General features: G+C 33.6%; 19 protein-coding genes. 6 read left to right on the forward strand and 13 right to left on the reverse strand.

Going from position 1 to position 21,489, the window contains the following annotated elements:
• Positions 1-144: 144 nt before the first annotated feature.
• The 4 genes from CELAL_RS11580 to CELAL_RS11595 form a co-directional block, all read right to left on the reverse strand.
• Positions 145-549 carry a response regulator gene (locus tag CELAL_RS11580; protein WP_013551097.1) on the reverse strand — a complete coding sequence of 135 codons (405 nt, stop codon included), beginning with the start codon at positions 547-549 and terminating at the stop codon, positions 145-147.
• Positions 536-2,380: a PAS domain S-box protein gene (locus CELAL_RS11585; protein ID WP_013551098.1), complete on the reverse strand. Its 1,845-nt coding sequence runs from the start codon at positions 2,378-2,380 to the stop codon at positions 536-538. The genes CELAL_RS11580 and CELAL_RS11585 overlap by 14 nt, the downstream gene beginning before the upstream one ends.
• A gap of 181 nt (positions 2,381-2,561) precedes the next feature.
• Positions 2,562-3,017 (reverse strand): pantetheine-phosphate adenylyltransferase, encoded by a 456-nt coding sequence (gene coaD / locus CELAL_RS11590; protein WP_013551099.1) that lies wholly within the window; start codon positions 3,015-3,017, stop codon positions 2,562-2,564.
• Between the two features lie 31 nt (positions 3,018-3,048).
• The gene (locus tag CELAL_RS11595) at positions 3,049-4,029 is read right to left on the reverse strand and encodes a D-alanine--D-alanine ligase (RefSeq protein WP_013551100.1); all 981 of its coding nucleotides are present in this window, start codon (positions 4,027-4,029) and stop codon (positions 3,049-3,051) included.
• 186 nt (positions 4,030-4,215) lie between these two features.
• Between CELAL_RS11595 and CELAL_RS11600 the strand changes: the two genes are divergently transcribed.
• The 3 genes from CELAL_RS11600 to yaaA all read left to right on the forward strand — a co-directional run bounded on the left by CELAL_RS11600 (position 4,216) and on the right by yaaA (position 6,727).
• Positions 4,216-4,803, forward strand: a complete 588-nt coding sequence (locus tag CELAL_RS11600; protein ID WP_013551101.1) for a PASTA domain-containing protein — start codon at positions 4,216-4,218, stop codon at positions 4,801-4,803.
• Positions 4,804-4,807: 4 nt separating this feature from the next.
• Positions 4,808-5,848, forward strand: a complete 1,041-nt coding sequence (locus CELAL_RS11605) for an RluA family pseudouridine synthase (RefSeq protein WP_041558113.1) — start codon at positions 4,808-4,810, stop codon at positions 5,846-5,848.
• A gap of 117 nt (positions 5,849-5,965) precedes the next feature.
• Complete coding sequence (gene yaaA, locus CELAL_RS11610) at positions 5,966-6,727, forward strand: peroxide stress protein YaaA (RefSeq protein WP_013551103.1); 762 nt, start codon at positions 5,966-5,968, stop codon at positions 6,725-6,727.
• 44 nt (positions 6,728-6,771) lie between these two features.
• Here yaaA and CELAL_RS21875 read toward each other — a convergent pair whose 3' ends face one another.
• Positions 6,772-6,900: a 30S ribosomal protein THX gene (locus CELAL_RS21875; RefSeq protein ID WP_013551104.1), complete on the reverse strand. Its 129-nt coding sequence runs from the start codon at positions 6,898-6,900 to the stop codon at positions 6,772-6,774.
• 287 nt (positions 6,901-7,187) lie between these two features.
• Here CELAL_RS21875 and CELAL_RS11615 point away from each other — a divergent pair, with 287 nt between their 5' ends.
• From CELAL_RS11615 to CELAL_RS11625, 3 genes are all read left to right on the forward strand, one after another.
• Positions 7,188-10,640 (forward strand): pyruvate carboxylase, encoded by a 3,453-nt coding sequence (locus tag CELAL_RS11615; RefSeq protein WP_041558115.1) that lies wholly within the window; start codon positions 7,188-7,190, stop codon positions 10,638-10,640.
• Between the two features lie 130 nt (positions 10,641-10,770).
• A complete protein-coding gene (locus tag CELAL_RS11620) occupies positions 10,771-13,317 on the forward strand; it encodes a phosphoenolpyruvate carboxylase (protein WP_013551106.1) in 2,547 nt (848 codons plus the stop codon).
• 69 nt (positions 13,318-13,386) lie between these two features.
• Positions 13,387-14,064 (forward strand): uracil-DNA glycosylase family protein, encoded by a 678-nt coding sequence (locus tag CELAL_RS11625; protein ID WP_013551107.1) that lies wholly within the window; start codon positions 13,387-13,389, stop codon positions 14,062-14,064.
• Here CELAL_RS11625 and CELAL_RS11630 read toward each other — a convergent pair.
• The 8 genes from CELAL_RS11630 to trpB all read right to left on the reverse strand — a co-directional run bounded on the left by CELAL_RS11630 (position 14,061) and on the right by trpB (position 21,443).
• Positions 14,061-15,482, reverse strand: a complete 1,422-nt coding sequence (locus CELAL_RS11630) for a hypothetical protein (RefSeq protein WP_013551108.1) — start codon at positions 15,480-15,482, stop codon at positions 14,061-14,063. The genes CELAL_RS11625 and CELAL_RS11630 overlap by 4 nt on opposite strands.
• Positions 15,483-15,745: 263 nt before the next feature.
• Complete coding sequence (locus CELAL_RS11635) at positions 15,746-16,606, reverse strand: hypothetical protein (RefSeq protein WP_013551109.1); 861 nt, start codon at positions 16,604-16,606, stop codon at positions 15,746-15,748.
• Positions 16,607-16,705: 99 nt separating this feature from the next.
• Positions 16,706-17,185, reverse strand: a complete 480-nt coding sequence (locus tag CELAL_RS11640; protein ID WP_013551110.1) for a DM13 domain-containing protein — start codon at positions 17,183-17,185, stop codon at positions 16,706-16,708.
• Between the two features lie 266 nt (positions 17,186-17,451).
• Positions 17,452-17,592: a hypothetical protein gene (locus CELAL_RS22380; protein ID WP_013551111.1), complete on the reverse strand. Its 141-nt coding sequence runs from the start codon at positions 17,590-17,592 to the stop codon at positions 17,452-17,454.
• A 104-nt stretch (positions 17,593-17,696) separates the two neighbouring features.
• Positions 17,697-19,193, reverse strand: a complete 1,497-nt coding sequence (locus CELAL_RS11645; RefSeq protein WP_013551112.1) for a M20/M25/M40 family metallo-hydrolase — start codon at positions 19,191-19,193, stop codon at positions 17,697-17,699.
• Between the two features lie 65 nt (positions 19,194-19,258).
• Positions 19,259-19,489, reverse strand: coding sequence for a hypothetical protein (locus CELAL_RS11650; protein WP_013551113.1), 231 nt, complete (start codon positions 19,487-19,489; stop codon positions 19,259-19,261).
• Positions 19,490-19,493: 4 nt separating this feature from the next.
• Entirely contained in the window at positions 19,494-20,258 is a 765-nt protein-coding gene (trpA, locus tag CELAL_RS11655) for a tryptophan synthase subunit alpha (RefSeq protein ID WP_013551114.1), read from the reverse strand.
• A gap of 3 nt (positions 20,259-20,261) precedes the next feature.
• Complete coding sequence (trpB, locus tag CELAL_RS11660) at positions 20,262-21,443, reverse strand: tryptophan synthase subunit beta (RefSeq protein WP_013551115.1); 1,182 nt, start codon at positions 21,441-21,443, stop codon at positions 20,262-20,264.
• Positions 21,444-21,489: the final 46 nt, after the last annotated feature.

The raw sequence follows: 21,489 nt of genomic DNA on the forward strand, positions 1-21,489 counted from the left end.
TGGTTTCTGAAGTATTAAATTGCAATTTAATTTCAATAATTAATTACTACCTGTGTATTTATTTACTAGGATAATATTCAATTGATAGAAAGAAATTGTTTTACGGATTTAAGCTTCAAAAATAACGAAAATAAAGTGTCTTTGTTACTCAATATTTGTGATTTTATGAATTTCAACTTTATTTAAAGGTTTTGTATTATAGGTAATATTGTGGTGCGTTTTGCACTTATAAAAATCAGACTTTTCACGGTCTTCTTTGTTAATAGAGGAAGTAACGATGTTTACCGTAATTGAATCGGTAATAGGTAGTTTTAAAAATTCATCTAGAAACTCCCAACCATCCATTATAGGCATGTTTAGGTCTAGAAATAATAAGTCGGGCAGTTTTGTTTTCTTTGAAACTATTTCCGAAAGATATTCTAGTGCTAGCTGTCCATTCGAAAAAGTATCAATTTTATTGCATTCTATGGTGCTAGTAAGTAGCTTTTTAATGCCAAAAACAGTGATAGCGTCGTCGTCTATTATGCAAATATGATCAATCATTTTCATTAAAATATATTTTAAATGTAGTTCCCTTTCCTACCTTGCTGTTAATTATAAATTTGCCATTCATGGCTTCTATTTGATGTTTTGAAATGTAAAGACTAACACCTCTTGTTTTTTCTAGTTCATGAAATGTGTTATACATTCCAAAAATTTTATCTTTATTTTTTTCAAGATTTATCCCTATACCATTATCCTTTATAGTTATAATTGTATACCCTTTTATTTTGTTAGCACTTATTTCAATTTTATTTTCAGAAATATCTTGCCCAAATTGAATGGCATTTGAAATGATGCTTGTTAAAATGTTATTTACATAAGTTGGTACCCCTTTGATATAAATGTCTTCTGTAATTTGATTTGTAATATGGGTACGCTTATTTTTAATTAGAAGTTTTAGGCTTTTTAATACAGCACCTATTTCTGTGTTTGCATGAATATTTTTCTTTTCTTGTACTGGGTTGGTGTTAATTTCTAGAACTTCATTTAAATTATCGATAGTTTCTAAAAGATTGTCAGAAGCATCAATTAACATTTCTAATAATTTTTCTCTTTCTTCTTCATCTGCTTCTTTAATTAAAAAACCTAGAAGCATAGAGAAATTTGCAGTATGCGAACGTAAATTATGGGAAACGATGTGTGCAAAGTTCAATAGCTTTTTATTCTGGATTGCAGATATATTTATAAGAAGTTTAAGTTGTTCTTCCTTTTGTTTTATAGGAGTGATGTCCATGCTAAAACCCATTAGGCAAACAACATCATTATCTTCATTAAATAAGGGAATTTTTGAGGTCAGGAAATTATTTTTTTGCCCATCTTTTAGGGTGATGATAGTTTCTTTTCCAAGTATAGGTTCTAAAGTATTTAATATCTTTAGGTCCTCACCTCTAATTATTTGAGCAGTTTCATCATCGTATAAATCAAAGTCGTTTTTCCCAATAATTTCTTCGCTAGTTAAATTAAGGTAATCACATTCTGACTGGTTTACTAGTATTTTTTTGGAATCTAGATCTTTTACAAAAACATTAAGAGGTAGGTGGTTTATTAAGGTTCGTAAAAGATTTTCGCTTTCTTTTATTTTTTGTTGTGCTAATACATCTTCAGTGATGTCTTGAATAGTACCTATAATACCAATAAATTTCTCATCTTCAAATAATGGCTTTCCTGTGGCAATTACCCAAATTTCTTTTCCTTTAGCTGTAATTATTTGAAATTTGTCATTCCAAGTTGCCCCATTTTTAAGACTTTGATCTAGATATTCTGTAATTCTTCTTTGGTTTTTCCCTGGCTTGTAAAAATTTAACGCATTTTCTATAGTAGAGACGAAGTTGTCTGCTACTTCATGAATTATTTTGGTCATATCAGACCAGTGTAATTTGTCATTAACAGCGTTATATTCCCAACTACCAATTTTTGCAATCTCAGACTTTACGGCGATTAGAATTTCAAGTTTTTCAAGTTTTTGTTTTAATAGAAAATTTTCAGTGACATCAGCTACTTGAATAATTGAACCGATAACATTTTCTTCCTCGTCAAACCAAGGAAGAATGGTCCATTCTAACCAACACTCATCTATATTAGAGTCAAAATATTTATCTGTTTTTGTAGTGTTTTTGAACCCTAAAAAAGCATAATCAATATCTTGTTTCCATTTTGTGGTTAGAGTAGGGAAGGCTTTAAGGATGTTATTTTTCTTTACATTTTTGCTAGAAAAATTAAAATTATTCAACCAGCTATCAGAAATATGGGCAACAGAGAGATCCCTGTTCACATAAGCGGTTGCTTTTGGTAACTGTTTGATTAAATAATTATCGCTATATTTTATTTCCCTTCTCAATTATCGTAATATATTTCCTACTAAAGTAGAAAGTAATTTTATAACGAGAGCAGCAATTGTTGTGAATTCTTAAAAAAGAGTGGTGATAAAAGAGATAAATGATACCTGAGGGGTGGTTAAATAAAATTTGAGCAGCACTCCCAGCCTTTTTGCACTGTAGGTGGGAGGGGCTACAATTTTTTTATTTCACGCGTACAGCGTCTGGAACTAAACCGGTATAATCTCCTCCGTTTTTGATTACATCTCTTACAATTGATGAACTAATGTAGGATTTTCCAGAAGAGGTAAGTAAAAATACAGTTTCAATTTCAGAGAGTTTTCTATTGGTATGCGCAATGGCTTTTTCAAATTCAAAATCTCCTGGATTTCGTAAGCCCCTTAAAATAAAATTAGCATTTATTTTTTTACAAAAATCTACGGTAAGTCCTTCGTAAGTAAGCACCTTAATTTTTGGTTCATTTGCAAATGCTTCTTTTATAAAGCGTTTACGGTCTTCTAAAGAGAACATGTATTTTTTGTCTGAGTTAACACCTATAGCAATGATAAGTTCATCAAAAAGTGTAATTCCTCTTTGGATTATATCATAATGCCCTAAAGTAAGTGGGTCAAAAGAGCCTGGGAAAATTGCACGTCTCATAAAAGATTGTTTAAGTTGTGTTTAAAGGTACTTATTTTACAGTTAAAGCTTCATTAATTGCATTCTCAAAAAGTTCTGGTAATGAGATACCGGCTACTTTTGCTTGTTGTGGTAAAATACTTTCTTCTGTTAGGCCAGGATTCGTGTTCATTTCAAGCATAAAAGGTTCGTCATCAATAAATATAAATTCACTTCTAGAAAAGCCTTTCATTTTTAAAACATCATAGGCTTTTTTTGCAAGATCGCTTACTTTTTGTTCTTGAGTTTTAGTAATTCTAGCAGGAGTTATTTCTTGAGATTTCCCTGCGTATTTAGCTTCGTAGTCAAAAAAGTCATTTTCAGAAACAATTTCTGTAACTGGGAGTACTTTTGTGACTCCTTTGTATTTTAAGACGCCAACGGAAACTTCTGTGCCGTCTAGAAATCCTTCAATTATGATTTCATCATCTTCTTTGTAGGCATTTTCAATAGCAGCTTTTAAGTCTTCTTTCTTGTAAACCTTCATTATTCCAAAGCTACTACCTGCTTTATTCGCTTTAACAAAGCATGGAAGACCAACTTTAGCTACAATGCTTTCTTCATCAATTGCATCGCCTAAATTAAGGTAATAGGATGCGGCAGCTTTAATGCCATAAGGTTTTAATACGCTTAGAAGATCTCGCTTGTTAAAGGTCAATGCAGATTGGTAGGCATCACAGGAGGTTTGAGGAATGTTTAATAGCTCAAAATAAGATTGCATTAATCCGTCTTCTCCAGGGGAACCATGAATGGCATTGAAAATACAGTCAAATGTTATTTTCTGGTTGTTTATTTCAACAGAGAAATCATGCTTATTTACAGGAAATTCTTCCTTGTTTTCAGTTACATACACCCATTTTTCTTTAAAAATATGTATGCAGAATAGATTAAATTTTTCTTTGTCAGTATACTTGTAAACAACGCTTCCACTTTTTAACGATATCTTATACTCGCTTGAGTATCCGCCCATTATTATGGCAATATTTTTCTTCATTCGTAAAACTTAATATTAGAAATAAACAAACCGAAATTGTAAGTCAAAGAAAAGAAAAAACGGGATGTTTTGAATCATTGTACTTACTTTTTTTCTGTTGAACTATAAATATAACGTGATTTTACGAAACGGCTGTTCGTTTCTTAGGGTCCATTTCTTATATTTGCTGTTACAATAAGAAATAAGATGAGAAATTTTTTAAACTTTCTGAAAAGTAAAGTTTTTTTAATACAATTAGGATTGGCACTTTTAGTAGTGGTCCTCTTTATATTTGGAGTATTACAGTGGTTAAAAAGCTCAACGAATCATGGAGAATTTGTTGAAGTTCCAGATTTGGCAAAATTATCTGTAACGCAAATGCGTAAAGTAGTAGAAGATTCAGATCTGCGCTTTGAGGTTTTAGATTCTGCAAATTATAATCCGGATTATCCTAGATTTTCTGTTATTGAGCAAAACCCTCCAGCAGGTTATAAGGTAAAGCAGAGCCGAAAAATTTATGTTACGGTAAACCCTTCAGGATATAAAAAAGTGAGTGTGCCAGAAATAATCCAGGTTACTTTGCGAAATGCAACGGCAAAACTTAGAGCTATAGGTTTAGATGTGCAGCGCGTAACCTATATTGATGAGTTTGGAAAAGATATGGTCTACCGTATTAAATACAAAGGAAAATATATAGAGGAAGGGTATAAGCTTCCTAAAACTTCAAAAATAGAACTGATTTGCGGTAATGGTAGTGAAAGCCAAAGCAATCAAATCAAATCAGATTCAGAATAGTATGATGGAATCAGAAGAGCACTCAGAGGTAGAAAAAGACGACCTTTTTGAGCACCATAAAGTAGTAGCTTCTAAGGGGCAAGAACCGTTGAGAGTTGATAAATTTTTAATGAATTTCATTGAAAATGCTGTTCGAAATAAAATTCAACAAGCAGCAAGAGCTGGACATATTTGGGTTAATGATATTCAAGTGAAGCAGAATTACCGCGTAAAAGCTGGTGATGAAGTTCGGGTTCTTTTTGAGCACCCTCCGCATGAATTTTTATTGGTTCCAGAAGATATTCCTATAAACATTGTTTATGAGGATGATGTATTGATGGTGGTAAATAAAGAACCTGGTATGGTAGTGCATCCTGGCCATGGTAATTATTCAGGGACCCTTATAAATGCTTTATTACATCATACCAAGGATTTAGCGGTAAATAGTAATGAACGCCCAGGATTGGTTCATAGGATAGATAAGGATACCTCCGGACTTCTTGTTATTGCAAAAACAGATGAAGCGATGACGTTTTTATCAAAGCAGTTTTTTGATAAAACTAGTGAACGTGAATATGTTGCCCTTGTTTGGGGAAATATGGAAGAAGATGAAGGCACTATAGAAGGTCATGTGGGTAGGCATCCATCAAACCGTTTACAAATGACCGTATTTCCTGATGGAGAACAAGGAAAAGATGCAGTTACTCATTTTAAAGTATTAGAGCGCTTAGGGTATTTAACCTTAATTTCTTGTAAGTTAGAAACAGGAAGAACACATCAAATTCGTGTTCATTTAAAATATATAGGACATACCTTATTTAACGATGAGCGTTACGGAGGAGAAAGAATATTGAAAGGAACCACATTTACAAAATACAAACAATTTGTAGATAATGCCTTTAAGATATTGCCTAGACAAGCATTACATGCTAAGACATTAGGATTTGTGCACCCAGTTACTAAAGAATTTATGCGTTTTGATTCAGAAATACCTGAAGATATGGCAAATTGTATTGATAAATGGCGTGCTTATGCAAAACATAGTGCTGAAAGTTCAGACGAATAGATTTTATGAATACAGTTATAAAAAACCCATCTTAAGCGATGGGTTTTTTATAGGTTATCTTTAGTAATTTTGTTGGGAAAAATATAGCTCAATTAGTGAAGAATTAAAAAGCATCAGATGAAAATTGTAATCTCTCCAGCGAAGTCCTTAGATTTTAAAACCGAATTACCTACAACAAAACATACCGTACCTGCATTTTTGGAGCATTCTATAAAATTGAATACAGTTTTAAAAAAGAAAAAGCCAAAAGACTTATCAGAATTAATGCATATTTCCGATAATTTGGCGCAACTAAATTGGGGTAGAAATCAGGATTTTTCTGTGCCCTTTACACCAGAAAATGCGCGCCCTGCAGTGTTTGCTTTTAGTGGTGATGTATACCAAGGATTGGATGCTTATAGTTTAAAGGAAATTAAAATAGCGGAGTTGCAAGATAAGCTACGCATCTTATCTGGCTTATATGGTATTTTAAAACCCTTAGATTTAATGCAAGCCTACCGCTTAGAAATGGGAACGAGCATGAAAGTAGGGAGTGCCAAAAACTTATACGAATTTTGGAAGAAAGATATTACTGCATCTTTAAATTCTGAATTGGAAGAAGGGGAGTTGTTTGTAAACCTAGCGAGCAATGAATATTTTAGTGCTGTAGATGAGAAAAACTTAAAAGTGCCTGTAATTGCTCCTATTTTTAAAGATTGGAAAAACGATAAATTAAAAATAATAAGCTTCTATGCTAAAAAAGCAAGAGGTGCTATGGTAAGGTATATTGTAGATGAAAAAGTCAATTCTCTAGAAGAATTAAGAGGTTTTAATATAGACGGGTATCTCTTTAGTAAAGAGCATACCTTAAAAGAAAATCAGCCTGTATTTATTCGGTAATTATCAAGGTTTGAGTTTTTTTAAAAAAGTAACTACAGCTGTAGTTACTTTTTCTTTTTTATTGCAATTTTTTCTTCAACACTCGGTCTTCTTTTAATTTTCTTAGGTCTTCTCACTCCAAAAGAATTATTGGATATTTTACCTTTTCTAGATTTCTTATCTCCTTTTCCCATGATTTCTTTTTATTAAAATTACAAATTTAAAGACTAGAAAAGAAATCTAAGGATCATGAACTTTAGAATAGTTTTGTAAGCAATTATTTAAAATTTGTTTCAAAAGTTAATTTACATAATAGATTTCCTTTTCCTTGCTTAAATTGCTGACAAATTGCAATAAAAAGGGTTAATTAAATGCATTAGATTAATTGTGATGCACTTTCAAAAAATGTAACTTTACGATGTTTGTGCGTTGCATAAATTTTCAACGTTTTTATAAAAAAAAACTAACCACAGAAAATTACATGGAAATCAAAAAGGTTTTAGTAGCAAATAGAGGAGAAATAGCAATTCGTATTTTTAGAGCTTGTGTAGAAATAGGCATAAAAACAGTTGGAATCTATACCTATGAAGATCGGTATTCTTTACACCGGTATAAAGCAGATGAATGCTATCAGATTGGTGAAGAGAACGAACCTTTAAAACCTTATTTAGATATTAATGCCATTATTGCAGTGGCAAAAGATAATGATGTAGATGCCATACACCCTGGGTATGGATTCTTATCTGAAAATGCCAAATTTGCGCAAGCATGTGAGGATAATGGTATTATTTTTATTGGACCTAAAGTTTCGGTATTAAAAGCATTAGGAGATAAGATTACAGCAAAAGAGGTTGCTGTTGCCAATCATATTCCAGTAATACAAAGTAGTACGGAAGATTTAGTAACGGTTGAAATTGCATTATCGGAAGCAATACGCATTGGTTTTCCAGTAATGCTTAAAGCTGCTTCTGGTGGTGGTGGTCGCGGAATGCGAGTAATTAGAACAGAAGACGAATTAAGAAAAGGGTTTCCGGAAGCTAGACGAGAGTCTTTAAATGCTTTTGGAGACGATACTGTTTTCTTAGAGAAATTTGTAGAAAACCCAAAACATATAGAAATACAAATTGTTGCCGATTTACATGGTAATATTGTACACTTATATGAGCGTGATTGTTCTGTGCAACGTAGGTATCAAAAAGTAATTGAATTTGCTCCTTCCTTTGGCTTGCCGCAAGAAACATTAAATAGCCTGTATACGCATGCTATTAATATTTGTAAAGCGGTAAATTACAATAATATTGGTACAGTAGAATTTTTGGTAGATGATGATGGCAGTATCTATTTTATTGAAGTTAATCCTAGAGTTCAGGTAGAGCATACGGTTACAGAAATGATTACCAATATAGATTTGATTAAAACACAAATCTTTATTGCTGGTGGGTACAAATTATCAGATCAACAGATAAAAATTGAAAGTCAAGAATCTGTAATAGTTACAGGATATGCCTTACAATGCAGAATTACTACAGAAGATCCTGCGAACGATTTTAAACCAGATTATGGGGTTGTAACAACCTACCGCAGTGCGTCCGGTCTGGGAATTAGATTAGATGCAGGTAGTGTATACCAAGGGGTGGTTATTTCACCATTCTTTGATTCTATGTTGGTGAAAGTGTCTGCGATTAGTAGAACCTTAGATGGCTCTTGTAGAAAAATGCGTAGAGCATTGGCAGAATTCCGTATTCGTGGTGTACAAACCAATATGGCGTTCTTAGATAATATTTTAAAACATCAAACTTTTAGAGATGGTAATGTTACGGTGAATTTTATTAAAAATGAACCGAAGCTTTTCGAATTTGTAGAGCCTCGTGATCGTGCAAATAAATTAGTACACTTTTTAGGTGATGTTATTGTTAACGGAAATCCTGATGTAAAAAAGAAAGATCCTAAGCATGTATTTTCAAAACCAATAGTTCCTGCCTACCCTAAATTTGATCCGTATCCGAAAGGAACAAAAGACTTGTTGACGGAATTAGGGCCTGAGAAGTTCTCTGAGTGGCTAAAGAATGAAAAGAAAGTTCATTTTACAGATACCACCATGCGCGATGCACACCAAAGTTTGTTGGCAACACGGATGCGTACTATAGATATGATGAAAGTAGCAGAGGGCTATGCTAAAAATCATCCAGAAATTTTCAGTATGGAAGTTTGGGGTGGTGCTACTTTTGATGTGTGCTTGCGCTTTTTGCAAGAAAACCCTTGGGAACGTCTAGCGAGTTTGCGTAAGGCAATGCCAAATGTATTATTGCAAATGCTAATCAGAGGATCAAATGGAGTAGGGTATACTGCGTATCCTGATAATCTAATTCAGAAATTTGTAGAGCAATCCTGGGAAACAGGAGTCGATGTTTTCAGGATTTTCGATTCCCTAAACTGGATGAAATCTATAGCACCTTGTATTGAGCATGTAAGAACAAAAACAGGAGGTTTGGCAGAAGGCTCTATTTGCTATACAGGTGATATTTTAGATGCATCTAAAACCAAATACGATTTAAAATATTATGTTCAATTAGCAAAAGATATTGAAAATGCTGGGGCACATATTTTAGGCGTAAAAGATATGGCTGGTTTGTTAAAACCTTATGCTGCCTATGAATTGATTTCTGCTTTAAAATCTGAGATTAATATTCCTATACATTTACATACCCACGATACATCATCAACACAAGCAGCCATGTATTTAAAGGCAGTGGAAGCTGGAGTAGATGTGGTTGATGTTGCGTTAGGCGGATTGTCAGGGTTAACCTCACAGCCTAATTTTAATTCGGTGGTTGAAATGTTGCGTTTTACGGAAAGAGCAAATAATTTAAACACTGAAAAACTAGCAGAGTATTCTAACTATTGGGAAACGGTTCGTAATTACTATTACACGTTTGAGTCTGGATTAAAATCAGGAACAGGTGAAGTGTATACGCATGAAATCCCTGGAGGGCAATACTCCAACTTAAAAGGTCAAGCAATAGCCTTAGGTTTGGAAGATAAATTTCCTGAGATTACTAAAATGTATGGTGAGGTGAATCAGCTTTTTGGTGATGTTATCAAAGTAACGCCGAGCTCTAAAGTAGTAGGCGATATGGCGCAATATATGATCGGTAACAGTTTAACCGTTAATGATGTATTGACAAAAGGACAAGATATTTCATTCCCAGAATCAGTAAAGAGTTTCTTTAGAGGAGATTTAGGACAACCTGTTGGTGGGTTTCCAAAAGAGCTGCAGAAAATCATCCTAAAAGATGAAATTCCATATACAGAAAGACCAAATGCGCATTTAGAACCTATAGATTTTGATAAAGAGTTTAAATCTTTCAAAAGAAAATTTAAAAAAGGTATGGGTAGAGATCTTGAGATAACAGATTTCTTATCCTATAAATTATATCCAAAAGTATTTACAGATGCATATAATAATCATGTAAAATATGGTAACGTAATGAATATACCTACCAAAAATTTCTTCTATGGTATGGAAATAGGAGAAGAGATTATGGTAGAATTAGATCGGGGTAAAAATGTTTTAATTTCTCTAATGTTAAAAGGAGAACCAGATGAGTCTGGTAACGTGAGTATCTATTTTAAAGTAAACGGACAATTACGAAATGTTGTAATAAAAGACACTTCTGTAAAAGTTACCAAAATAGAAAATGTTAAAGCAAATGCTGAAGATGAAAAACAAATTGGTGCACCTTTGCAAGGCTTGTTGTCTACTGTTTTAGTAAAGAAAGGTCAAGAAGTAAAACGAAACCAACCTTTATTCGTTATTGAAGCTATGAAAATGGAAACTACGGTTACGGCTACAGAAGAAGGTGTAGTAGCGAGTGTTCAATTAACAGGAGGATCTTTGGTGAATTCTGAGGATTTGGTCTTAACATTAAAATAGAGGTTTAAGTATAAAGTATACTTCCCTTTGGCTACTTTAGCGAAAGGGAATTTATTAAGTCTGCCAATTTAAATAACGGTAGATTTAAATGAAGAAAAAAAGAAAATTTAGGTTTAGTTAGCTATAATATATGAAAGAAGTACAGCGATTAGAAGAATTTAAGAAGTCGGTAAATAATAAGTTTAATGTTTACAATAGTTTGTTTTTGAACTTACCTTATCGAAATATAGAAAATGTAGGTATGGTTCTTCCGTTAATGTTAGACCAATGTCAAAAAGGATTGAAATCTGGACAAAATCCGAAAGAAATTTTAGAAGCTTTCTTTGAGAATTTTATGGCGATAGATTCAGAAAAAGAACGAATCGATTTTATGTTTCGTATCATTCAGTATGTAGAACGCCAAGTAGTATTGTATGATAGTGTTGAGGATGCAGCATTTCCAAAAATATATAAGCATAGCAATAACTTAGCGATTAAGGATTATTTTGAGTTGGTTGATAAGAATAAAAGTTGGGATAAAATTTCAGATCATTTGTCTAATTTTAGTGCCCGTTTGGTATTAACAGCACACCCTACACAATTTTACACTCCTGCTGTTTTAGATATTATTTCAGAATTAAGAACACTTATTTTGGAAGATAATATTGATGATATTGATATTACCTTACAGCAATTAGGCCTTACTTCTTTGATTAACTCAAAGAAGCCAACACCTTTAGATGAAGCTAAAAATATTATTTACATTTTACGTAATGTCTATTATGATGCCGTAGGGGAGCTATATGCTTATTTAAAAAGCAATATTAATAATTCAGAATTTGAAAATTATAACATCATGAAATTAGGCTTCTGGCCTGGAGGTGACCGTGATGGTAATCCATACGTTACCGCAGATATTACTAATGATGTGGCAGATGAATTGCGTATTACTTTAATGAAATGCTATTACAACGATTTAAAAAAATTACAACAGAAACTTACATTTAGTGGTCTTCAAGATGATATTAATAAATTAAGAGGTAGTTTGTATACAGCAATGTTTAATCCATTGAAACGTGTAGGCTATCAAGAAATTATAACTCCACTAACACAGATAAGAACTGTTTTAGTAGCGCGTTATCATTCTTTATATATAGAAGAGCTTGATTATTTTATAGATAAAGTAAAGATTTTTAAAACACATTTTGCTACTCTTGATATCCGCCAGGATCATAGCATGCATACCACAGTCATTACAGAAATCTTAATAAGAAATGGTTTCATAAAAGAAAATTTAGAGGAGCTTTCTGAAAAAAAATTAATCGATATTCTTCTACATGAAAAACTTAAGCTAAAAGTTTTTGACTACAATGAGGACATCACACAAGAAACCATTAAGAACGTTTTACAACTAAAATCAATTCAAGAAAAGAATGGAGAAGAAGGGTGTAACCGTTATATCATCAGTAATTCTGAAGATATATTTTCTGTATTATATGTATTTGCATTATTTAGATGGTGTGGTTGGGATGCTAAAAAAATAAGTTTTGATATTGTTCCCCTTTTTGAAACTATGAAAGGGATGGAAGAATCTGAAGGAATCATGCAACGCTTGTTTGATATGCCGGAATATATGGCACACGTTAAACAACGATCTGAAAAGCAAACGATGATGTTAGGCTTCTCTGATGGAACTAAAGATGGTGGGTATTTAAAAGCCAACTGGTCTATCCTCAAAACTAAAGAAAGCTTATCGGGAGTTTGTGCTAAAAATAATATCAAAGCAATTTTCTTTGATGGTCGTGGAGGCCCACCAGCACGTGGTGGAGGTAAAACACACCGTTTTTACGCTGCTCAAACAAAAGATATTGCGAATAACGAAATCCAATTAACCATACAAGGACAAACAATTACAAGTACCTATGGTACCAAAGAGCAGTTTGTATATAATTGTGAGCAGCTATTAACAGCTGGCTTATCTAATAGTTTTTATGGCGATAAAAATGTAATTACCAAAGATCAAAGAGGCCTTATTGAGCAACTTTCAGAGTTAAGTTTTGAAAAGTATGATGCACTTAAACATCACGATAAGTTTATGGCGTATTTAGAAAATATGAGCACGCTTAAATATTATACTAAAGCAAACATAGGAAGTAGACCGGGCAAACGTGGTAATAAAGCAAAATTAGAGCTTTCTGATCTTAGAGCAATATCCTTTGTAGGTTCATGGAGTCAGTTAAAGCAAAACGTTCCAGGATACTTTGGTTTAGGTACTGCGATAAAGACGATGAAAGACAAAGGTAGAATGGAAGAGGTAAAAGGACTTTATGAAAATGTGCCTGTATTTAGAGCTTTAATGTCTAATAGTATGATGGCTTTATCTAAATGCTATTTTGAATTAACGGCGTACATGAGAGAAGACGAGGAATATGGAGATTTCTGGATTATTCTTAAAAATGAATATGACCTTTCTAAAGAGATGCTTTTAGAGATTTCTGGAATGGAAATTTTAATGGAAAAAGAAGCTATTTCGCGAGAGTCTATAAAAATTCGTGAGAATATTGTATTGCCATTGTTAGTGATACAGCAGTATGCCTTACAGAAAATAGGTGAAGAATCTTCCTTTAAAGAACTGTACGAAAAAATAGTAACACGTTCGCTTTATGGAAATATTAATGCGAGTCGTAACTCAGCATAAAATTATAAATTATAAATTTTTTAAAAACCTGTAGTCTCTTAGAGATTGCAGGTTTTTTATCTTTAGCCTATGACTAAAAAAATATTCCTCCATACCCATCCCTATAAACCCTTTCTTTTTCAGGAAGCCACGAAGCTCATTGTAGGTACTTTGCCACCACCTAGGTTTACGATGGGAGCTTTAAAAGAAGGAGACGTAAATTTTTGTTATGGAAGTAGAGATGGACAATTATGGCCAATTTTAGATCGCATTTTTGAACTAGATTTATTGTTTGAAACTTCTGATGCCGCAATAGCACAACGGAAGGATTTTTTAAAACGTCAGAAAATTGGAGTTTGTGACATTGTTGAAAGTGCGGAACGCATAAAGATTGATGCGTCTGATTTAGGAATGCAGAATATTCAATTACGAAATGTTATTGGGTATCTAAAGCAGTATCCCAATGTAGATACTTTATTGTTTACAGGAGGGAATAGTAAAAATGGACCTGAATATTTTTTTAGAAAACATTTAAAAGACCATAATATTAAGCTTGAAGTCTTATCAGATATTGTACCGCGCATCCATCAATTTCAATTAGGAGATAGATGTATTAAAACAGTATCCTTAACGGCACCTTCAGGAGCAGCCAATAGGGCTGTGGGTGGTTTTGAGGCTTATAAAATGATGAAAAATAAAAACCCGGAATTCAATACCATTGATTTCCGGGTTTTACAGTATAGACAATTTTTTAAAAATTCAATTTAAGGCATTGTTCTGTTTACAGTAATAGCATTAGATAAATCAAAACATCCTTCTAGATTATTTGCATTCATGCCTATTTCAGCACCTGCTAACCCTTCTTCATAACGCAAATACCATATGAGACATACGCCAACTCCTGCACCATCAAAATCAACTCCTTCAAGAGCTGCTAATGTTGGAGGCATTCCTAAAATTTTGCCGTCAGCATCGGTGATCACATAAGTGCTCAATGAGCCACTTGCATTAGTATCGTCTAAGGTAATTCCAGATACGAAGTCAGAAGTACCATCAATAGTAAAGTTATAAGGACCACCAGAAAGTGTACCGGCTTCTGTCTTACTCCTTGTAACAGATAGAGCGTTAGATAGGTCAAAATCACCTTCTAAGTCATTTGCATTCATACCAACTTCTGCTCCGGTAATACTACCATTGTAACGTAAGTACCAGATTAAACAAACCCCAGCACCTGCGCCATCAAAATCTACCCCTTCAACAGCAGCCAAAGTAGGGGGTAGCCCTAATATGTTTCCTTGATCATCTGTAATAACCCAAGAATTATTTTCACCAGATACATTTGCACTATCTAAAGAGATTCCTGAAACCATATCAGCCGTACCGTCAATACAAAAGTTATAAGGACCACCAGTTAGTACACCTGCATTAGCACCTTGTGTTCTTGTAACCATAATAGAATTAGACAAGCTAAAGCAACCCTCTAAATCATTTGCATTCATACCTACTTCAGCACCTGTTAACCCATCTTCATAGCGTACATACCAAATTAAACAAACACCAGCTCCAGCTCCGTCAAAATCAACGCCTTCTACAGCTGCTAAGGTAGGAGGCATTCCTAAGATGTTTCCATCTGCATCTGTAATTACATAGGTGCTATTACTTCCGCTAGAATCACTGCTATCTAAACTTAAGCCTGAAACCATATCAGGTGTTCCATCAATAGTAAATTCATAAGGACCACCAGTTAGTACTCCTGCGTTCGTTTTATTTCTTGTTACTTGTATGGAGTTTGAAAGATCAAAAGTTCCTTCTAGGTTAGACGTATTCATACCTACTTCAGCACCTGCTAAACCATCTTCGAAACGTAGGTGCCAGATAAAACATACTCCAGCTCCAGCATCGTCAAAATTAACACCTTCTACGTCAGCTACTGTTGGTGGTAGCCCTAAGATATTACCTTGATCATCTGTAATAACCCAAGTACTATTTGTACCCATGGCATCAGCGTCGTCTATGGTTATACCACTTACCATATCTGCTGTACCATCTACACAAAAGGTAAAAGGGCCGCCAGCAATAGAGCCTGCTGCAGGAATTACTTGTAGTTCTTGATTGTCATCATCGTCGTCGCAACTTGTAAATGCTAAGGCGAGAATCATGCTTGTAATTAAATAGATTTTTTTCATTACTTAAATTTTTAGGTGAATACAAATAAAGTGAACCTATTCTGTAATAAAATCACATGGAGATAAACTTACTGTGATACTTTCGGGATATTTTAGTTATTGATAATCAAATGATTAAAGATATTTTTTTTAATTATGTCAAGAAAATAGGTCTTTAAAAATAGATGTAATACTAAACCAATAAAAATGGAAGAATATAAAACCCCAGAATTTAATAGTATTAATTTTGGGGTTTTTAAGTATAAAAATAAGAGCAAACTATATTAAAACTCTAGAGATAGACCAAGAGAAAAAGTGGCGCCATCATAAATATTTTTTCTATTGACTAATATATCAGTATAGTCGGAGTACTCAGCAACTATACTATATTTGTCATTTAATTTGTACACACCATTAAACCCAAATGAAGTAAATGTGGTTCCTTCACCGTATAAAAATGATGAATTTTGATTTCCACTTTCTTTTGAATCTAATTTTTCTTGAATTTTCAATTTCCCAATAAGGTAGAATTTATCTAAAAATAAATGACCTAATTCTGCTCCTGCTTGAAATTGATTGCTAAATGATTCTGTTCTAAAGTTTACCCCCGAATAGATGCTACCGTAAGTTTTTCCATTTGGGAAAGAATGTGAAGCAATTAAATTTGTCCACACATTAAATTCACCATCTGATGTTGGTAGATTAATGGTATTTATTTGTCCGAAATCATCCGCTTCTTTTGCTGTTGCAAAATTCACACCATTATTAGTAGGTATATCAAAATCTACCTGAATAGCAATAGGGCTTTCTTTAAAGATTTTATATTTGAATCCTAATTTAATACTCCCTACGCCGGCTACTGTTTCTGTGGTACTAAAATTATTTAAAACAAGTGCGGGGATAGATAAGATACTTGTAAAACGATCTGTTATACCATACTCACCGTATAATGAAAGACTTTGGCTGTTAAAGGTGCTACCTTGATCAGAGAGTGCGCCTGTAGTGGTATAATAATCGTGAGAAGAAAAAGTAGAAGCAGTAACTTGACCATAAAACCCTTTAGCTTCTCTAGTCCAACCACTTTGTGCGTTAATTTTAAATGTTATTAAGAATAACATAAAGGTTATTGATACTATTTTTTTCATAGCTGCTTTTTTATTTTTTAAAAAGAACACCTTTGAGTACCTACACGAATAATTTCTGATAGTAAGACAAAGGTGTTACTTTAAACTTAAGAGGTATAATTAGTTTAATTCTGCATTACCGAAAGGAATATTAGCAGTAGCACACCATAAAATAATGTGTGTATATTTTGCGTCTGGAGCAGCAGATAATTTAATAAATTTCTCTCCGTTAGCAGCTGCATTACCAATTAGCATAAGATCTGGATTACCATTTGCAGGATCTGGAGTATAAACTGCTGATGTAGATAAAAAGATACCAACGGTACCAGTACCTAATTCTGTTGTAAAATCACTTTCAAAATGAATAAAGCTAGTGCTATCATCATCAGTACCTAATTCAGCTGTACCCGCAGTTGGAGTTCCGCTTTCTGCTACGAATGAACCAACTCTTGAGGCTACTAAAGTTCCGTTTGGTAAAGATGAATCTATAGTAACAGTCTCAATTATTGTTTCTGTGTCATCATCACTAGAACAGCTAGTTGTTAGAATAAATACAGATACTAATGCTACTTTTGAAATTAATAAAATTCCTTTTCTCATAATAAATTTGATTTTTAAATTATTTAAATTGATTTACGACAATCGCTTTGAGTTATTAGCTCTTTCGATTCTACAGGTGCAAACTTATAGGTAAGAAATCACGGAATTATCACAGATTTATAAAGAAAGAATTATGGTAAGAAATTTTAATTTTTATGATTGTTTTGCTGTTTGATTTTGAGTTGTTTAGGTCTAAATTATTATCATAAAAAAAAGCCACAAATTCAATTTTGAATTTGTGGCTTTTGAAAACAAGAGGACTACTGTTATTTCTTGTTTTGCTGTTCTTTTATGGTTCTCTTCTCAATATCAAACCTATTTGTTGTTTGACTTGTGTTTCCCGTAGGGTTTGTAGGATTTGTTTGTTCCACTGTTCTTTTTAATCTTTTATCATCTATAATTCCCATAGTTTCTCTTTTTTTGGTTCAACTACAAGATAAGGTAAAACTGTTTTTTACTCCGTTAAGGCTATTGTAAGACTTTGTTATAACCTTGTTAAACTAAACCTTACTTATTCTAAAGGACTAGATAATAAACGGTAAAATGTGCGAATCCCGTATCCAATCTGGCTAATTTTTAAATTTTCATTTGGGCTATGTTGATTGTTGTCTGGATTTACCATAGGAACAATAAAGGCAGGAATTTTTAATTCATTAATAAAAGGTGCGATTGGTACCGTACCTCCCATAATGCGAATTTGAACCACATCTTCTTGAAATTCTTCTTTTAGATTATTCAATATAAAATTTCCGTAGGTGTTATTAAGGTCTGTTCTGAATGCATCAGTAACACCACTCTCCGTGATTTTAATGATTTTGTTATACGCTAAGCGTTCTTCTTTAGTAGGCTCTTTTGAAGTAATAAAATAGCCTTGATTCTGAATGTGTTTTTTTATCAATTCTTTTAATTTACTCCCGTCCGATTCAGGAACAAGACGTATATCTAATTCTGCTATGGCATTCTCAGGAATAATTGTTCTAGCCTCGTCACCTGTCCATCCAGAAGATAGACCTCTGATGTTTAATGACGGGTATTGTAATGCTTCTTGATAAAAAGATCCTACCTTTTCAGGAGTACGGATTTGTAGATCTTTATTAATAATTTCTGCATTATCTGGAACATTTTTTAGGATGTTCATGGTTTCTTCATCGATACTGATGCCGTCATAATACCCCGCTATTGTAACTTTTCCGTCTTTGTCTTTCATGCTCGCTAACAATTGCGAAAGTTGAAAACCAGGATTTGGGGCATAGTTACCATAATGGCCGCTATGTTGGGGTTTTATTGGACCATATGTGGTAAGAGTCATTGTTGTGATTCCTCGACAGCCATAAACAATAGTCGGTTTTCCAGAACTATGCACAGGACCGTCATTGATAATTAAAAAATTAGCCTCTAAGAGTTCTTTATATTCTTTAACGGCTTTTGGTAGCGGTTTACTACCACTTTCTTCTTCACTATCTATAATAATTTTAACGTTGAAGGGGAGCGCTGTTTCATTCTTTTTTAATAAATCAAAAGCATTAAGCAACATTACAATAGGCCCTTTGTCATCTGATGTAGACCTTCCGAATAAACGCCACTCCTCATTTAAATCAGTATTTAAATCTTCAAATAATTCATTTTTATACGTGTCGCCATCTTGGGATTTTAATACTACTTGATACGGATTTTTTTGATCCCATTTAGAGGCGTCTACAGGCTGTCCATCAAAATGCATATAAAAAAGTATAGTGGGCTTACCTTCAATAATAGGTAGCGTTGCAAAAAATAAAGATTGACCTGAAGTTGGTAATATAGATGTATTGAATCCTCTTTCGGTAAACTTTTTAGTTAACCAAGTTAAGTTTCTATTCATCTCTGCATGGTCTGTAGCATTGTTAGGAATGGAAACAAAATCTCTTATTTCATCAATGCTATGTCTAATTTGTGATTGTAATTGTGCAGTTTCTTGAGCACTCATCGCTACACTTGCCAAAGCTAAAAGGCAAATTAGAATCTTCTTCATTCGGTTGTTTTGATTTTTATTGAAAAGTAAGATTAAATGTATTGATTTTATATCAGAAAACAGCTTTATTTAGGCTGCTCTTTCCTGAATAAGCTCTTCACAATTAATCGTATTAAAAGTATAAAAGGTAAACCATGTAAAACTACATCAAACCAGTCCTTAAAAGTCATACCAATAGCTCCACCAGCAATCCATTTTAACTTTCCCCATAGATGAGGTTCTGGGAAAAATGGAGCTAACCCTAGCGTAAGACACGCTAGGAGAATTAGTTTCCAGTTATTAAAAAAATCTTTCATAAACCTATGCTCTAATTGTACGGACAAATTCAGGAATTGCCTCAGGGCCTTTTTCGGTTAAATGTTTTATAAATGCAGAACCAATAATAGCGCCTTTTGCATGCGCTGTAGCTTGCTGAAAAGTTTCTGCATTATTAATTCCAAAACCTACAATTTGTGGGTTTTTAAGATTCATAGCACCAATGCGATTAAAATAAGTAGTTTGTTCCGTTCCAAATCCTGATTTAGAACCGGTAACACTAGCCGAACTTACCATATAGATAAAAGCATCAGAAGCCGTGTCAATTTGTTGAATGCGGTTATCACTTGTTTGCGGCGTAATTAAAAAGATATTTTTTAAATCATATTTTTTAAAAATGGCTTCATATTCGTCTTGATACACATCTAAAGGTAAATCCGGCATAATCAACCCATCAATCCCTATTTCTGCACATTTTTTGCAAAAAGCTTCTACGCCGTATTGTAACATAGGATTAAAATAGCCCATTAGAATTAAAGGTATTGAAACCGATTTTCGAATGTCTTTCAATTGCTCAAAAAGTAAATTTGTAGTCATCCCATTCTTAAGAGCAGCCGTGGAACTATTTTGAATAGTAGGGCCATCTGCTAAAGGATCACTAAAAGGTAATCCTATTTCTATCATGTCAATACCACTAGCTTCTAAATCCTGAATAATTTTTACAGTATCATTTAAAGATGGGTATCCTGCGGTGAAATATATGGACAAAAGTTTTTTATCCTCTTGCATTTTTTGGTTTATTCTATTCATTTTTTACAAATTGAAATATTTTATATAATTATCTAAATCCTTATCACCACGACCAGATAGACTGATGACTACAACATCGTCAGATTTAAAGGTTCTATGTTTAAATATGGCTAAGGCGTGGCTCGTTTCTATAGCAGGGATTATTCCTTCTAGCTGTGTTAATTCCAAACCAGATTTCATAGCTTCATCGTCTGTAGCAGAATAAAATTCTCCACGGCCAGATGTATATAAGTGCGCATGCATAGGTCCAACGCCTGGGTAATCTAGCCCTGCAGATATAGAATATGGCTCTGTAATCTGTCCGTCATTTGTTTGCATCAATAGCGTCTTGCAACCATGAATAACACCTTCTTTTCCTAAAGCAGATGTAGCTGCACTTTCGCCAGAATTAATTCCTTTTCCAGCAGCTTCTACCGCAATGATACCAACTTCTGGTTCATGTAAAAAATGATAATAGGTTCCTGCAGCATTACTACCGCCGCCAATACAAGCAACTACATAATCTGGATTTTCTCGCCCTTCTTTTTCTTTTAACTGCCATTTTATTTCTTCAGAAATAATAGATTGAAAACGAGTGACCATATCAGGATAGGGGTGCGGGCCAATAGCCGAACCAATAATGTAATGGGTATCTACTGGGTTGTTGATCCAATCACGGATAGCTTCATTGGTAGCATCTTTTAAAGTTCTGCTGCCAGATAAAGCGGGTCTAACTTCGGCACCAAGCATTTTCATACGTGCTACATTTGGTGCTTGACGCGCAATATCTATCTCTCCCATATACACCACACACTTCATTCCCATTAATGCGCAAACAGTAGCAGTAGCAACACCGTGTTGCCCAGCGCCAGTTTCGGCAATAATTCTGGTTTTGTTTAAGCGTTTTGCCATTAATATTTGGCCAATAGTGTTATTTATTTTGTGCGCCCCAGTATGGTTTAGGTCCTCACGTTTTAAGTAAACCTTAGTGTTGTATTTTTCTGAAAGTCGCTTTGCAAAATACAAAGGCGAAGGTCTGCCTACGTAATCTTTTAAAAGCTGATCAAATTCTTCCTTAAAATCTGGTTCCGCCATTATTTTTAGGTAGTTTTGGCGTAGCTCCTCCACGTTTGGGTATAGCATTTCTGGGATGTATGCTCCACCAAATGCTCCGTAGTATCCTTTTTCAGTTGCGTTATAATTCATAGGAATTAGTGTTTAGTAAGAAATATAAAGTATTCTCTTTTTTGTC

Origin of the sequence: Cellulophaga algicola DSM 14237 (assembly GCF_000186265.1) — a bacterium.
Lineage (GTDB): Bacteria > Bacteroidota > Bacteroidia > Flavobacteriales > Flavobacteriaceae > Cellulophaga > Cellulophaga algicola.

Coding starts and splice junctions, on each gene's coding strand:
- CELAL_RS11580 (WP_013551097.1), bottom strand. CDS start 549: ATGAAAATGATTGATCATATTTGCATAATAGACGACGACGCTATCACT.
- coaD (WP_013551099.1), bottom strand. CDS start 3,017: ATGAGACGTGCAATTTTCCCAGGCTCTTTTGACCCACTTACTTTAGGG.
- CELAL_RS11595 (WP_013551100.1), bottom strand. CDS start 4,029: ATGAAGAAAAATATTGCCATAATAATGGGCGGATACTCAAGCGAGTAT.
- CELAL_RS11600 (WP_013551101.1), top strand. CDS start 4,216: ATGAGAAATTTTTTAAACTTTCTGAAAAGTAAAGTTTTTTTAATACAA.
- CELAL_RS11605 (WP_041558113.1), top strand. CDS start 4,808: ATGGAATCAGAAGAGCACTCAGAGGTAGAAAAAGACGACCTTTTTGAG.
- yaaA (WP_013551103.1), top strand. CDS start 5,966: ATGAAAATTGTAATCTCTCCAGCGAAGTCCTTAGATTTTAAAACCGAA.
- CELAL_RS21875 (WP_013551104.1), bottom strand. CDS start 6,900: ATGGGAAAAGGAGATAAGAAATCTAGAAAAGGTAAAATATCCAATAAT.
- CELAL_RS11615 (WP_041558115.1), top strand. CDS start 7,188: ATGGAAATCAAAAAGGTTTTAGTAGCAAATAGAGGAGAAATAGCAATT.
- CELAL_RS11620 (WP_013551106.1), top strand. CDS start 10,771: ATGAAAGAAGTACAGCGATTAGAAGAATTTAAGAAGTCGGTAAATAAT.
- CELAL_RS11625 (WP_013551107.1), top strand. CDS start 13,387: ATGACTAAAAAAATATTCCTCCATACCCATCCCTATAAACCCTTTCTT.
- CELAL_RS11630 (WP_013551108.1), bottom strand. CDS start 15,482: ATGAAAAAAATCTATTTAATTACAAGCATGATTCTCGCCTTAGCATTT.
- CELAL_RS11635 (WP_013551109.1), bottom strand. CDS start 16,606: ATGAAAAAAATAGTATCAATAACCTTTATGTTATTCTTAATAACATTT.
- CELAL_RS11640 (WP_013551110.1), bottom strand. CDS start 17,185: ATGAGAAAAGGAATTTTATTAATTTCAAAAGTAGCATTAGTATCTGTA.
- CELAL_RS22380 (WP_013551111.1), bottom strand. CDS start 17,592: ATGGGAATTATAGATGATAAAAGATTAAAAAGAACAGTGGAACAAACA.
- CELAL_RS11645 (WP_013551112.1), bottom strand. CDS start 19,193: ATGAAGAAGATTCTAATTTGCCTTTTAGCTTTGGCAAGTGTAGCGATG.
- CELAL_RS11650 (WP_013551113.1), bottom strand. CDS start 19,489: ATGAAAGATTTTTTTAATAACTGGAAACTAATTCTCCTAGCGTGTCTT.
- trpA (WP_013551114.1), bottom strand. CDS start 20,258: ATGAATAGAATAAACCAAAAAATGCAAGAGGATAAAAAACTTTTGTCC.
- trpB (WP_013551115.1), bottom strand. CDS start 21,443: ATGAATTATAACGCAACTGAAAAAGGATACTACGGAGCATTTGGTGGA.